Source organism: Sporolactobacillus putidus (assembly GCF_014647035.1).
GTDB lineage: Bacteria > Bacillota > Bacilli > Bacillales > Sporolactobacillaceae > Sporolactobacillus > Sporolactobacillus putidus.
The window spans coordinates 1-13,415 of the sequence record NZ_BMOK01000005.1; the positions used below are offsets into that span (position 1 = coordinate 1).

Here is a 13,415-nt window from a genome sequence, read left to right on the forward strand (position 1 = left end):
AATCCATGTTTCACTGATAGTTGCTTGATCGGGAAGGCTGCCATTTACACAAAATACTTGACACTCCCCTTTTGGTTTAAGATTATAACACTAAATAAGCTAAATAATTAAATGAATTATAAAATTCGGTAAATAAATTCCGACAATTTTCCCTCTTTACCGATAGTTCACAGAGACTTAACAGCGATAATTCTAAAGGGATCAGATATGGATGGATTTTTTTTAGGTTGAGCTGGCCCTTGCTTGACTGCTAGGGAGTAGTTGTCAACTGCGCAGCAGACCATTTCTGTAATTATAGAGCAGTAAAACATGTACTGCGAGGTTCTTAAAGACAACTATCATAGCATTATGACTATAATACTTTACATAAACTGCACGTTATTGTATTCTGTCTTCAAGAGGTGAGTTTATTGAAAAAGGACGAAATCTTAGAAAAAAGTCGTGCTGAAAAGTTAGATGAGCGAGAAGAACATATTGATGACGAGTCCTTTATTTATAGCTTCTTAGGTGTACTCATCGTTTCTGTGCTCATTACTGTTTGGAATACCATTCATGGTAAACCCTATTCAGACATAGGCGCTATCATTTGTGGTGCGATTGCCAGTGCCTCATTATTTAAATACAAACAAAATAAGCGAAAAAGATCCCTTTTTGCTGGAATTCTTGCCTCATCGGCCTCTATTAGTTGCTTAATTCTTTATTTTGTATTTGGAGCTTAAACTTGAAAATGAAAAAAAATAATGACGAACTTAGTTTAAAAAATAAACTAAAAGTTGCCAGAGCTGAAAAAAATTTATCGCAACAGGAACTAGCTGATCTTGTTGGTGTTTCCAGGCAAACAATCAGTGCTATTGAAACGGGACAGTTTAACCCGTCAGCAAAGTTAGCGCTCATTTTATGTATCGCATTAGATAAAAAATTTGAAGAACTATTCTATTTCTAAAGTGCCTCAATCATGGAGCAGAAAACATCGGAAGGTTTCATCCGATGCTTTCTGGATTCGCGATATTCGTCTACTTTGATGTTACTCTGAACCAAGATTATTTTACTTGGAGAACCTCTGTTCAAGCCATTCCTTGGATCCCTTTAAACCAGGATTTCTAAAAATATGGCCACAACCAGCAAGCCCCCGGGCAGTAAGTGATCCAAAGCCGCTAGAGGCCCCCCGTGATCACAATAATTTTTTTCTCCTCACTAATAATGATTCATTCCTCCAAACGTTATTCAGGCCATGCCTCCATTTGTAAAGATAATTTGTCCATTAACCCAACGTGCAGGGCCTGCAAGGAAGGCTACTGTTTCAGCGATGTCCTCTGGTTGACCAAGACGTTCCAAGGGGACTGACTTAGCAAGATGGTCGATTAATTTCTCGTCTTTTCCATCTAAAAATAGTGGGGTCGCTGTTGGTCCAGGGGCTACAGCGTTAACAGTAATATCTTTTCCACGTAATTCGCGAGCTAAGATCAACGTCATAGACTCGACAGCAGCTTTACTTGCAGCATATGCCCCATAATTAGGAAACTGTGTACGAGTAATTGAAGTAGAGAAGTTAATAATGGCGCCGCCTTTACGTACACGCCGTGCAGCTTGCTTTGAGACAACAAAAGTTCCACGAATATTGGTTCGATGCATTTTATCTAGATCATCCAAGTTTATCTCCGCAATTGGACTAAGAAGCATAATTCCCGCTGTATTGACAACCACGTCGATACCGCCGAATTCTTTTTCAACTGTATCAAAAATGGCCTTCATGGCTTGTTCGTCTGCAACATCTCCGCCAACGCTGACTGCTTTACCGCCTTTCTCAACTATTTCTGCTACTAAAGTATCTGCCTTTGCTTTATTACCAGCATATTGAACGGCAACAGCAAAACCGGCATCAGACAATTTCTTTACAACTGCCCGACCTATCCCACCAGAGCCTCCTGTGACAAGCGCTACTCTTAAACCATTTGTGTCATTCGTTGTGTTAAACATAAACTCGCTCCTTTACCTCATCATTAAAGTTACAATTATATCAATTTGTAACTTACAAGGACCATTATACAGTCTTAAGTTACAATGTCAATCATTTGTAACTAATCTTTCTGTCCTGTATACTTAAAACATAAAAAAGAAGAAGGAAAATCGAATTGGCGATACTCACAGAGGAAAAGATTTTTAATGTTGCAGAAACAATGATCATGGAAAAGGGTGTAAAAAAAACTAAGCTTTCAGATATAGCAAAAGCCTTGGGTGTCACCCATGCGGCTTTCTACAAACATTACAAAAACAAAGAGGATCTATTGCAGCAACTCGCATTAAAGTGGCTGGACACAACATCAAAAGACTTATTAGAATGGGAAGTTCCAGCAAACATGGATGGTGAATCTGCCCTGCATGATTGGCTTTGGCAACTCGCTAATACAAAGAAAAAACTATACCATAATGATAAACGAATGTTTTACTTATATACCGACTATTTGGAGGGCACACAAACACTGATCAATAGTCATCTTAAACAATTAGCGGAAAAGGCGGAAACAATTAGCGGACGTAGAGGAGAAGGTCAAGCGATTATGACCGCATTCGTTTATTTTCATAATCCTTATTTTGCGGAGCGGTGGGATCAAGATGATTACCAAGAATTATTTGAAAAGGTATGGCAGTTGATTTACATCGAAAGCAATAACTAGTGTAAACATATGGCCGATTATCAAATAACTGGTCTGCCTTCGTTTTTCAGTTTCTTACCATTTATCTTCAGAAAAGGCGATATAATCTGAGGATATGGAGCAACAAGAGATTTTTCAGTAAAGAAATTCGTTATGAAATCTGTGTGTAAAGACTGGAAACGGCTGCATGTTAAACAACTGTTTATTTAACTATGTCAACGGCAGGATGCACGGCCGTAGTGCTGTGACGAGTTATCAAAAAAGCCACCTTTATAAAAGGCGACTTTAAAATTACTGAAAGTATAGCTTCATTTATATGAATATTTCTTCAAGACAATAACTGCATTGTGTCCTCCGAATCCAAAAGAATTGGAGAGGCCAATATTAAGTGTCTGTTTCCGAGCGACATTTGGGGTATAATCCAGATCACATTCAGGATCTGCCTTCTCTTGATTAATGGTCGGGGGAATGATATTTTCTTGAAGGCTTTTAATAAGCGCAATGGCTTCTACGCCGCCGGTTGCGCCGAGCATATGACCGGTCATGGATTTACTTGCCGTGATCGGGATGTTGTATGCTTTTTTCCCAAACAGATGTTTAATAGCTGAGTTTTCCGATAAATCACCCGGTTTCGTACTGGTTGCGTGCGCACTGATCACATCTATTACGCCAGTCGATATTCCAGCATCGTCAAGGGCTTTTTTCATCGACAAGTATGCTCCTGTTCCTTCCGGTTCAGGAGCAACCATATTATAAGCATCGGAGCTCGCGCCGTAGCCGATGACCTCAGCATAAATAGATGCCTGTCTGTTCAAGGCATGGGTCAGTGATTCCAGAATAATGATCCCTGCACCGTCGGCCATGACGAATCCATCTCTATCTGCATCAAAGGGTCTGCTCGCTTTTTCCGGGTGATCATTTCTTGCGGATAAAGCCGTCGCATTTTCGAAACCAGCCAATGAAAGTTCTGTAACTGCGGCTTCTGTTCCACCGGTGAACATGACATCGACTTCTCCGCTGCGAATGAGTTTATATGCTTCGCCGATTGAGGTGTTGCCGATCGCACAAGCGGTAACAGGTGCCATGGCAGGCCCTAATGCATGCCATTTGATACTTATTTCGGCAGCCGCCATATTGGCGATCATTGTTGGGACAAGCATCGGACTCACTCTTCGCGGACCACGATCGCGAAGTTTTTCAGCATTGTCGAGCAGGGTTTGAATTCCGCCAATCCCCGAACCGACATAAACTCCTAACCGATCAGGCTTGACCTTGTCACTGTCCAGTTGTGCATCCTCCCAGGCCTGCTGTGCGGCAGCCAGTGCATAATGGCAGAAGGGATCCAGCCTTCTTGCATCCTTTTTCCCAATCCAATCTGCTGCATCGAAATCCTTCACAAGGCCGGCAATTTTTGTTTTAAAGGGTTCCGTATCGAATGTATCTATTTTTTGAATGCCTGATTTTCCAGAGATCAGCTTGTTCCAAAATGAATTGACGTCATTTCCAAGCGGCGATACAATTCCCATTCCTGTAACTACGACTCTTTCCAATTATGGTTCCCCCTTATGTGATCATTGTAATCTGTTAATTTATTAATACACCTCAAATTATCCTAGTACAAGTTGTAGTTTATACTGGTATAATGAGTAACAGACTAACAATAGAGAGGGTGGTGTGAATGGGTGAGAAAACAAGACAAGAGGCCCTTTCGATTTTTTTAAAAAGGAAACGGGCCTTAATTTCGCCTCAATCAGCGGGCTTTCCAATGGGGTCAAGGCGCAGGACACCTGGACTCAGGAGGGAAGAAGTGGCTCAATTAGCGAACGTGAGCACGACGTGGTATACGTGGCTTGAACAGGGAAGGGATATTAAAGTTTCCTCGGGTGTACTGGACAGTGTTTCTTCTGCTTTACAATTGACAGAAGACGAACGGACCTACCTATTCAATCTGGCACTGGATACGAATGCAAAACTTTTACAGAAAAAAACGGTGCAAACGAGAATCAGTCCATCTCTGGAGACCATATTAAAAGTGCTGAACTATTGTCCAGCTGTTGTTACTGACCGTTATTGTCAGATTGTCGGCTGGAATCGTGCGGCTGCTTATGTATTTCTTGATTTTGAAAAAATTCCTATGGAACAGCGCAATTTAATTCGTCTGCTTTTTACTCGAAAGGAATTAAAAACGCTTGCTGTGAACTGGGAACACTTTGTCAGAGGATTTCTGGCCATTTTTCGTGTTTATTATGGGCGGTACGTCGAGGATGACTGGTACAAACAGTTTATTGACAACATGAGTCTGTTGCATCCTGAATTTCAATCTTTATGGCAGCAGAGCGAGGTCAATACTGCACCTGATGTACTGATTGAATTTCGTCATTCAAAAGCAGGTAAAATGGAATTTAATCTGACTTCGCTTGACGTACAGGGGAATGATGATTTGCGCCTGAGTGTTTATACACCTGTTCCAGAAACATCTACAGAGAAAAAACTAAGAGAATTGATGCACTAATTAGCCACAGCATCATTGATTCGCTGCTCGTCATAGGTCAATAAGATGAAAAACATGACGACATACAGTCCAAGAGGAATCCAAGCATAATTCACGGATCATTGACAGGGTTTCTACATTTTGGGCATGATTGAAAACATATCCGGATAGGCGGAACAGCCAGGCAGTGATCATGCCGCCAACTCCGAGCGCCATATTCACGCCAAAATCGTCGGTCGATACTAAGATCCCCTCCGCCTGGATACCCATGGCGGTGCCGAAGCGATGTAAAATTTACCGACGATTGAAGGTTGAGCCAAACTATTTATTTTCTTTTTCTGTTGAGAGTAATCGCTTAGCTCATTAAAAGCGGCATTTAATTTATCCATTCGTTTTTCGATCTTTTTTACAGCAGCATCCAAAGTATATCCTTCTTCAAGTAACTCCTGGATAAGAATTGGGGGTTATAGATTTCGGTTCAACTTTTCGCTATTTCAGCTCGACTTTTATTGATTTCGGTTTAACTTTTCATTATTTCGGCTCGACTTTTATTGATTTCGGTTTGACTTTTCATTATTTCGGTTCGACTTTTGCCGGCTTCGGTTCAACTTTTCGCTACTTCGGCTCGACTTTCTCATGATTGGGATTCAGTTTTCTAAATTCGATCTGACCGTTGCGCAACATCCGTCTGCCTTCAAAATAAGCTAGGTATACCAACGAGACATTTGACATTGACGTTACGTCAATTTGTATACTCCTAGAAAGAGAAAGGGAGTGTCACCATGGTAAAAAGTATAACTCGAGTAGTGAAGCTTAACTTACTCGCTGTAAAGTTAATCCAGCAATTATTGGCAAAGATTTGGCTCCAACAGGTATCAATCTATTAGGCTTTTGTAAGCAATACAATGATTTGACCAAAAAAGAAATGTGAAAAATTATCCCGGCAAAGGTGACAATTTTTGAAGATCATCAAATCCAAATCAAGCAAGTTTAGCCGTTTAGCTCACACAGTGTTAAGGATTGAACTTAAATAAGTTTTGATGACATACTCTCGCTGATGATCATCATGGATATCCTTGCCTGAGTATTTTAAAAAGTCATCTGCTTTGATCATCAATATCTGCAAAAAGGATATGATTTCAAATGCGGCCAGCTTTATTTCAAACTCATTTTTTTTGCCCCTAAAATGTTGTTCCAGAAGTGGAATAATATAATGGGGCAAATGAATATCCGCTTTTGTCAGCTCATAAATTGTCGTTGATTTTGTCAATGAATAATACTTCATCGTTAAATGGCTTAGGTGTAAAAGCATTTGCAGCAGTCTCTCATCAGGAGATTGGCTTGTGTTTTCAATGGTTTTCCAGTCATCAGCGGCATTTTTTATTAATTGATTAACAGCAATATTTATTAATTCATCTTTAGAGCGAAAATAATAATTAATCATTGCGACATTAGTTTTCGCTTTGTCAGCGATTTGTCTCGAAGTAATTTCTTCTGATTTTCCGCTTTCCAACAACAAATCGATCGTGCTCTGGATAAGTTTTCCTTTAGCGTCTGTCTTCGACATATATCCTCCATACGAGTACTTTTATTCGTTCTCGGTTTTCGTTAATAGTCGTCCAATTGTTGCTCCCATTACTGAACATGCACCTAACACGACGATAAATATAATATAACCGTATCCCATATTTAAGGTAAAGAGACCTATACATGAACCGATGGTAATCCCGAATGATTGTGAAGCGTGCATTAAGGCTTGTTTATATCGTCGCTTGCTCATAAAAATCCAACCGATACCTGAGCCTGCAGTAATAAATAACAGAAGTACTGTTCCGACGGTCACCCAACGAACATCCGCAGGAGTCTGATAAATCCAGTTTTTATCCTGCAGGTGAAAAAGAAGAAAAATAATGCCATCAATTATTAAACCAACCGAGCATCCTAACCCGCTAAAAACTTGAACTATTCTAGGATTTTCCTTTTTCATAACTATGCCCCCATTATCCAATGTTAAACACGTATTAAACATGTTTAATTTAAATTAAATGGAAGTGTATGTCAATATGTTTATCTCACTAGTTTTCAGTTGTCGTAAGGTATTCGGACGCTGCGCAGTTAACACGAACTATGCAACAAAAATTATTGAATCAGCCTTGAGGCAAGCTTAAACATAACGGGAATAAGTAAAATCAAACATATGGACATAATTAGGGTACCCATTATTAAACCGCCAATTGAGATTAAATGACTTTGAAAGCTTCTCATGATAATGATTGTATGAATGGGGATAATCAATAGGAGCCCAGTCGTTAAACCAGGGGAATATTTTCTTTCTATAATTGTTGACAGCAGATGCGGAAAAATGACATTTAACATCATTGCGGTTACTGCAATGACGGCAAATAGGAACTGATCTTGTTTGACCACTTTGTGCAGCCCAATTTTCGAATGCTTTGTCATTCTAATCAACCAAATCCCCTCTTCGGTATTATGCAGGGAAATGGTAAATATAAAAAGCAGAAATATTGAAGCCCCCATAGTAATCAAACTCCTTTTTCCATAGAAAGTCGCTGCTTCGCAGTTAATGTCAGCTGAACCGGATACTTTTACATTCTATTATAGAGCAGCCCCGGCAGCATAAAAACAACGATGCAAGGGATCATTGCTTTCCTTTTCGTCAAATGCCATTGTCTATTGCTCGTATTCTTGCTATCCTCTCGGTAAGATGAGAAACGGGGGAGATATTATGACTATTGGCGAGAGGCTGCAAAATCGAAGAAAAGAGCTTGGCTATACCCAGCAAGAGATAGCAGACAGGCTCCATGTATCCAGACAGACCATCTCCAACTGGGAGGTTGGCAAGAACTATCCTGATCTTCAGAGCATTGTTGATCTTAGTGATATTTATAATATTTCCCTGGATTTGTTACTGAAAGGGGATGAAAAGGTCATGAAGAAACTCAAACATGATACGGATGTTGTAAAAACAAATCGCTTAGTGGCTATTTCCAATTTTATCGGTATTATCCTCGCGTTATCTTTAATTCTTATCGGAGGTATCGAAAGCACTGCTCTGGGAAACTGGGTGATCCTGATACCGGTTGCCGTGATACTATTGAGCATAGGCAGTTTTTTCACTAAGGTTAAATCGAATACTGCCTTAAACGTTTCCTGTTTCATCATAGGCATGATTTATCTTCTGCTGGAACTTTTCAAATACTTTGTTTGACTTTTAATAAAAGGCAATCAAAAAGTAACAATTTGCCCTTCATGAGTTGACCGCTGCTTCGCGGGCTTTTATTACTCAGAGCCGTCTCGGACGTTCGGTTCCAATCATTTATCATCCGAATTGCCAAGTATTTGCCGCAGGAGTAAAGTATTTGTAGGCGGAATTTTAGCCGGCGTTTCCATAGGGTGATTGCCGCTAAACGGAAACACCGGATACGAAGCGGAAACGCGGCAGGCAAGAAAATATTCTAACATGCAAAAAGGGTCGCTCTTTGCCAGAATCAAAGTTGTCCTGAGCAGAAAGGGATAATTTTTATGTCACAAAAGAATGAAAATAATAAAGAAAAGAACAAGGAACGCATCAGCTATTTGGCCATCGGAATATGCCTGGGAAGCGGATTCGGAGTCCTATTTAACAATATCGCTCTTGGAATAGCGATTGGCACTGCATTGGGAATAGCATTGAGTAAAAAATCATAATAACCCCTTAAGTGTCAAAACGCACCAATCAAATTATAAATCCCTGTCAGTCTCTGTGAGCGTTCCTATTCGCCGCGGTATTGACAATGCTTCATGGATCGTTTACAGTAAGTGTAATTAAGTGAACGGAAGGGTGAACCAAAGGCCAATGAAAAACTGATCCTATTTTCGAAATCCGATAACTGAAGGCGTCTAAAAGAAGAGGAACAAGCCCTGCTTTTATGCCTTTAATCGGAGTTTCAGGATAGGATGGGTTTTCAGCGGCTTGACCGAAAAGGACGTTTTCTTTTTGGTGTTCGCCTATTTCTATGCCTCCTATTCTGAAAAAGCAGATAGGGGGCTTCTTTATGTCCCTGGAAAATGAAAAATGGGGATGATGCGATGATCTTGTTAGAAGCACTGAATATAAAACACTATGTTAAGGACCGTTTACTGCTTGATGCCGATCAATTACGCGTTCATAAAAATGATCGGATCGGCCTCGTTGGCCGGAATGGAAGCGGGAAAACGACGCTGCTTCACATTTTGGTAGGAAAAAGTTGGCCTGAAGAGGGAAACGTGATCCGGCATGCGCCGTGTGATCTCCTGCCGCAGCTGAAACGAACGAATACAACAAAAAGCGGCGGGGAAGTGACCCAGGAATATATTCAAAAGGCTCTTGTTAAAAATCCGGAGCTCCTGCTTGCAGACGAACCAACAACAAATCTTGATACGGACCATATTGAATGGCTGGAAAAGAAGCTGAAGGAGTGGCAGGGAGCATTTGTCATTGTTTCGCATGACCGCGTATTTCTGGATACCCTTTGCACAACGATATGGGAAATCAATGAAGGCAAGATAAGCGTGTATACAGGCAGCTACAGCGATTATGAAGCACAAAAAGAAGCAGAACGCCATCAAGAACAAATCGCTTATGAAAACTATGTGAAAACGAAAAAACAGCTGGAAGAGGCATTGAAGTTAAAGGAGAAAAAAGCGGAGCGGGCTGCAAAGAAGCCCAAAAAAGTTAGCCAATCGGAAGCAAAAATAACAGGGGCAAGGCCATACTTTGCCAAGAAACAAAAGAAGCTGCAGAAAACGGCGAGTGCGATTGAAACAAGACTGGAAAAGCTTGAAAAGGCAGAAAAAGTGAAAGAGATCCAGCCTCTGAAGATGAACCTTCCGAACGCCGAAACATTTAAGAATCGGATTATTCTCCGCGCGGAGGATGTATCCAGCAGGATGGGGGAACGGATGCTTTGGAACAAAACCAGCTTTTTTGTTCGCGGCGGGGAGAAACTGGCGATTATCGGTCCCAATGGAAGCGGGAAGACGACACTGGTCAAGATGATCGTCAGCCAGGCGCCTGGTATCACCTGTTCCCCATCATTGAAAATGGGCTACTTTAGTCAAAATCTAAATATATTGGATGAAGCGAAATCCATTATTGAGAATGTCCGCTCGACTTCAAAGCAGGACGAAACGACGATCCGAACGGTTCTTGCACGTATGCATTTTTTTAGGGATGATGTCTATAAACTTGTCGAGGTTTTAAGCGGCGGGGAGCGAGTAAAAGTTGCACTAACCAAACTCTTTTTGAGCGATATGAATACGCTCATTTTAGATGAACCGACCAATTATCTTGATATGGAAGCTGTCCGCGCATTAGAGTCGCTTCTCAAGGAGTATGAAGGCAGTGTGATCTTCGTTTCCCATGATCGCCGGTTCATTGAAACGATTGCGACACGCATATTGGAAATCCGCGATCAGAAGATTCGTTTGTTCGAGGGCACTTATCAACAATATAAACAGGAAAAATCGAAGAAGAAACGAGAGTTCGAAAAGGATCAGCGGCTTTTACTCGAAACAAAAATAACAGAAGTACTCAGCCGCCTAAGTATCGAACCCTCTGAAGAATTGGAAACGGAATTTCAAAGGCTTTTAAAAGAAAAAAGAGAATTAGACCAATAATAAAATTACCTAGTGATGGACATGAAAAAGAAGACAAAATCGTCAACTGTTCCAAACTGACGGCCTGATGTTGAATGGGCCATAAAGAGGTAAACTCAAATCAAACAAAGCCGATTATCTCTCTGTTTTGAGAAATAATCGGCTTTGTTGTTTATTCTCTATCGGTAAACTCTTCAGATGGCGTCTCAATTTCAGCAGTATCGACCGATGCTTTGATCTTAGGTACTTCAGGACGCGAGTGACCATTCAGCCTTATGAAAATTTCTTCAATCTCTTCTCCAGTGAGATCTCCGCGTTTCAATAATTCTGCCGCAATGGCGTGAACGAAGTCTGTTTGTTCTTCTATTAATTGTTTAACTTGATTCATTTGATCCTTTAACAGTGCATTAATCTTTGGCCGGAGCTGCTTAAGCGCGTCCGGCTGCGAACCGATGGACAGCCAGCTGAACAATTCATCGCCCATTCCGACTGCACCAAGGTAGGCACCTGCGAGCAGAGTCGCCTGCTGCAGGTCGGAAGTGACGCCGTTTAATTTTTTTCCTAAGAAAATCTCTTCGGAAGCCCGTGAAGCGAGGCAGACCTGGATTTCCGCCAGCATTTCGCTGTCACTTTGATTGTACCGTTCTTGTGTCGGTTTCGTCGCGGCGATGCCAAGTGCACCGCCCCGGCGGATAATGGTCACTTTCCAGACGCGTTCATGAGGTTTCAGCAAATATTGAGCAACCGCATGGCCCGCCTCGTGATAGGCAACGTTGCGCCGCTCATCGGCACTCATGGAACGAAGAGGCTGCTGAAGGCCCCACTCATAAGTTTCCATGGCCGCCCGGAAATCTTCGTAGTCGGCGTCTTTGGATCCGCGCTGATGGGCAATGATAATCGTTTCATTGACAATATGCTTGATCTGAGCCGGGCTGTAGCCAATGGTGTCCAATGCCGCTTTTTGCGGAGTTAACGTTTGATCCCGGTTAACCTTCTCAAGATAATAGTCGAACACATCCACCCGGCCGTCATAGTCAGGGGGATATACCCAGAGCTTTCGGTCAAACCGGCCGGGACGAAGCAGGGCAGGATCAAGAACGTCGGGCAAATTCGTTGCGCCGATGGTCAGAACGGCACGCCGTTCTGCTTTTTTGTGCCGGAGCCCGAGTGAGCGGAGAATCTTGGCAAAACGTGAATGATCAATATTCGGCGGATCCATCTGCAGGAGCAGTTCATTAAGCAGACCGGAGCCTCCCATACCAAAAAGCGCACCAATGCCGCCGCTGCCTCCGGATGCTTGTCTTGACATGCCGATCGCGTCAATCTCATCAATGAAAATAATGCAGGCGCCGTACGTTTTTGCCAGTTTCCGGGCTTTTCTATAAAGGCTCATGACTTTTAAATTACCGACGCCAAAAAACATATTTTGAAAGCTTGGAGCTGAAGCATACGCAAAGGGAATCTGAGCTTCATTGGCGATCACTTGGGCGAGATAAGATTTCCCTGTTCCCGGTGGTCCGCAAAGCAGCATCCCCCGTATCGCTTCACCACCCATTTTTTTGAAATCTTTAACGCCCTTGAGCAAGGTGACGATACGTTTGGCGTTTTCAACGATTTCAGGGTTGCCCCGGTAGTCATTCCAGTTTGATCCGGTTTCACCAGGCATGATCCAGTATGTCCGGCCTCTGGCGAGGAACCAAAAGAGCGCAACAAATTGGATGATAATCATCAATACGGCAAAAAACAACTGGAAAAGCAAGTTTAATATAGTAAGGGCGATATTCCACGCGTCTGATCCCCCTGCCCAGAGTAACCCAATGATGATTGCGATAATCATTAAAATAATCAGCAGTTTCCGCCACATGACCCAGCGATATTTTTTCATGACCTCACTTCCTTTCATGAATGTTCGTTTTATTTTTTATACGGCTGAGAATAAAAGATGAGACAGGGCATCAGGCAGTCTTTGCCCCAGCAGCCAGGGTTCAGCTATACTAAAGGCCGTGGGTCACCGTTTTTCTACTCAATTAAACTCAAGGTCAGTGATTGAGAGAAAGGAGATCGAAAGTGATGCTCCTGCAGCAGCAGAAGCTCCTTTGACGGCGTTAGATCTCGTGTTTTCCTTCTCATTCATAGATTCATACTTATGCTTGAATGTGTCCGATGATGTACCGACAATGTTTTACAAAAATATCAGATTTTTAACATATGCCCATTATAATTGTGTTGAAGCTTAATTAACACAATATTGAACTAAAACCTATAACTTACAGGAAATTTGGCGGTCTGGAAAACCGCCAAGTTTCCTGAATGAGCAATATCTGCTGTGATCCCGGGGGATAAACTTCGCTGCCAATGCTCCCGGATATGTCCGTATCCCGCATTCCGGCTCCATGGAGAAGATCACAGAAGGCATGGATCGGATGGAAAAAACCATGATCCGTTTAAAAATAAAAGTTCTGCTTTGGGGTTTTGGTAGTCATAAAATCCAAAATAGTAAATACATATAAGCCATTTTCTAAGATACACATTTGCTATTAAAATTAGATTAACGGAACGTATGTTTATAGGCTTTAAAATTGGTCGTGCGATAATAGAGCCAGGATGATGAGTCAGCAACTTGTCTATTAATC

At 41.8% G+C, this 13,415-nt stretch carries 14 protein-coding genes; 7 read left to right on the plus strand and 7 right to left on the minus strand.

From position 1 onward, the window contains the following. Nucleotides 1-410 precede the first annotated feature (410 nt). Nucleotides 411-719, plus strand: coding sequence for a DUF6442 family protein (locus tag IEX81_RS06920; protein ID WP_188802359.1), 309 nt, complete (start codon nucleotides 411-413; stop codon nucleotides 717-719). Nucleotides 720-727: 8 nt separating this feature from the next. After that, nucleotides 728-943, plus strand: coding sequence for a helix-turn-helix transcriptional regulator (locus IEX81_RS06925; RefSeq protein WP_188802605.1), 216 nt, complete (start codon nucleotides 728-730; stop codon nucleotides 941-943). Between the two features lie 281 nt (nucleotides 944-1,224). On the opposite strand, the gene IEX81_RS06930 is transcribed toward IEX81_RS06925, so the two are convergent. Further along, the gene (locus IEX81_RS06930) at nucleotides 1,225-1,977 is read right to left on the minus strand and encodes an SDR family oxidoreductase (protein ID WP_188802360.1); all 753 of its coding nucleotides are present in this window, start codon (nucleotides 1,975-1,977) and stop codon (nucleotides 1,225-1,227) included. A 155-nt stretch (nucleotides 1,978-2,132) separates the two neighbouring features. Between IEX81_RS06930 and IEX81_RS06935 the strand changes: the two genes are divergently transcribed. Next, a complete protein-coding gene (locus IEX81_RS06935; protein ID WP_188802361.1) occupies nucleotides 2,133-2,675 on the plus strand; it encodes a TetR/AcrR family transcriptional regulator in 543 nt (180 codons plus the stop codon). Between the two features lie 287 nt (nucleotides 2,676-2,962). Here IEX81_RS06935 and fabF read toward each other — a convergent pair whose 3' ends face one another. Beyond that, on the minus strand, nucleotides 2,963-4,204 hold the full coding sequence (gene fabF / locus IEX81_RS06940) for a beta-ketoacyl-ACP synthase II (protein ID WP_188802362.1): 1,242 nt from the start codon (nucleotides 4,202-4,204) through the stop codon (nucleotides 2,963-2,965). Nucleotides 4,205-4,332: 128 nt separating this feature from the next. Here fabF and IEX81_RS06945 point away from each other — a divergent pair, with 128 nt between their 5' ends. Beyond that, nucleotides 4,333-5,166, plus strand: a complete 834-nt coding sequence (locus IEX81_RS06945; protein ID WP_188802363.1) for a helix-turn-helix transcriptional regulator — start codon at nucleotides 4,333-4,335, stop codon at nucleotides 5,164-5,166. A gap of 221 nt (nucleotides 5,167-5,387) precedes the next feature. Here IEX81_RS06945 and IEX81_RS06950 read toward each other — a convergent pair whose 3' ends face one another. The 4 genes from IEX81_RS06950 to IEX81_RS06965 all read right to left on the minus strand — a co-directional run bounded on the left by IEX81_RS06950 (nucleotide 5,388) and on the right by IEX81_RS06965 (nucleotide 7,683). Continuing rightward, entirely contained in the window at nucleotides 5,388-5,567 is a 180-nt protein-coding gene (locus IEX81_RS06950) for a hypothetical protein (protein WP_188802364.1), read from the minus strand. Nucleotides 5,568-6,148: 581 nt separating this feature from the next. Next, the gene (locus tag IEX81_RS06955) at nucleotides 6,149-6,712 is read right to left on the minus strand and encodes a TetR/AcrR family transcriptional regulator (protein WP_188802365.1); all 564 of its coding nucleotides are present in this window, start codon (nucleotides 6,710-6,712) and stop codon (nucleotides 6,149-6,151) included. A 21-nt stretch (nucleotides 6,713-6,733) separates the two neighbouring features. After that, entirely contained in the window at nucleotides 6,734-7,132 is a 399-nt protein-coding gene (locus IEX81_RS06960) for a hypothetical protein (protein ID WP_188802366.1), read from the minus strand. Between the two features lie 152 nt (nucleotides 7,133-7,284). Next, nucleotides 7,285-7,683: an HXXEE domain-containing protein gene (locus IEX81_RS06965; RefSeq protein WP_188802367.1), complete on the minus strand. Its 399-nt coding sequence runs from the start codon at nucleotides 7,681-7,683 to the stop codon at nucleotides 7,285-7,287. Nucleotides 7,684-7,891: 208 nt separating this feature from the next. Between IEX81_RS06965 and IEX81_RS06970 the strand changes: the two genes are divergently transcribed. The 3 genes from IEX81_RS06970 to IEX81_RS06980 all read left to right on the plus strand — a co-directional run bounded on the left by IEX81_RS06970 (nucleotide 7,892) and on the right by IEX81_RS06980 (nucleotide 10,803). Further along, entirely contained in the window at nucleotides 7,892-8,374 is a 483-nt protein-coding gene (locus tag IEX81_RS06970; protein ID WP_188802368.1) for a helix-turn-helix domain-containing protein, read from the plus strand. Nucleotides 8,375-8,688: 314 nt separating this feature from the next. Further along, complete coding sequence (locus IEX81_RS06975; protein ID WP_188802369.1) at nucleotides 8,689-8,853, plus strand: glycine zipper domain-containing protein; 165 nt, start codon at nucleotides 8,689-8,691, stop codon at nucleotides 8,851-8,853. A 381-nt stretch (nucleotides 8,854-9,234) separates the two neighbouring features. Continuing rightward, complete coding sequence (locus IEX81_RS06980; RefSeq protein WP_188802370.1) at nucleotides 9,235-10,803, plus strand: Vga family ABC-F type ribosomal protection protein; 1,569 nt, start codon at nucleotides 9,235-9,237, stop codon at nucleotides 10,801-10,803. Nucleotides 10,804-10,954: 151 nt separating this feature from the next. Here the strand turns inward: IEX81_RS06980 and IEX81_RS06985 are convergent, their stop codons facing one another. After that, a complete protein-coding gene (locus IEX81_RS06985; protein ID WP_188802371.1) occupies nucleotides 10,955-12,667 on the minus strand; it encodes an AAA family ATPase in 1,713 nt (570 codons plus the stop codon). Between the last annotated feature and the right edge of the window lie 748 nt (nucleotides 12,668-13,415).

Excerpts from the sequence above, each read along its gene's own strand:
- IEX81_RS06925 (WP_188802605.1), top strand. The coding sequence starts at position 728 with ATGAAAAAAAATAATGACGAACTTAGTTTAAAAAATAAACTAAAAGTT.
- IEX81_RS06945 (WP_188802363.1), top strand. The coding sequence starts at position 4,333 with ATGGGTGAGAAAACAAGACAAGAGGCCCTTTCGATTTTTTTAAAAAGG.
- IEX81_RS06980 (WP_188802370.1), top strand. The coding sequence starts at position 9,235 with ATGATCTTGTTAGAAGCACTGAATATAAAACACTATGTTAAGGACCGT.
- IEX81_RS06975 (WP_188802369.1), top strand. The coding sequence starts at position 8,689 with ATGTCACAAAAGAATGAAAATAATAAAGAAAAGAACAAGGAACGCATC.
- IEX81_RS06985 (WP_188802371.1), bottom strand. The coding sequence starts at position 12,667 with ATGAAAAAATATCGCTGGGTCATGTGGCGGAAACTGCTGATTATTTTA.
- IEX81_RS06960 (WP_188802366.1), bottom strand. The coding sequence starts at position 7,132 with ATGAAAAAGGAAAATCCTAGAATAGTTCAAGTTTTTAGCGGGTTAGGA.
- IEX81_RS06965 (WP_188802367.1), bottom strand. The coding sequence starts at position 7,683 with ATGGGGGCTTCAATATTTCTGCTTTTTATATTTACCATTTCCCTGCAT.
- IEX81_RS06955 (WP_188802365.1), bottom strand. The coding sequence starts at position 6,712 with ATGTCGAAGACAGACGCTAAAGGAAAACTTATCCAGAGCACGATCGAT.
- IEX81_RS06970 (WP_188802368.1), top strand. The coding sequence starts at position 7,892 with ATGACTATTGGCGAGAGGCTGCAAAATCGAAGAAAAGAGCTTGGCTAT.
- IEX81_RS06930 (WP_188802360.1), bottom strand. The coding sequence starts at position 1,977 with ATGTTTAACACAACGAATGACACAAATGGTTTAAGAGTAGCGCTTGTC.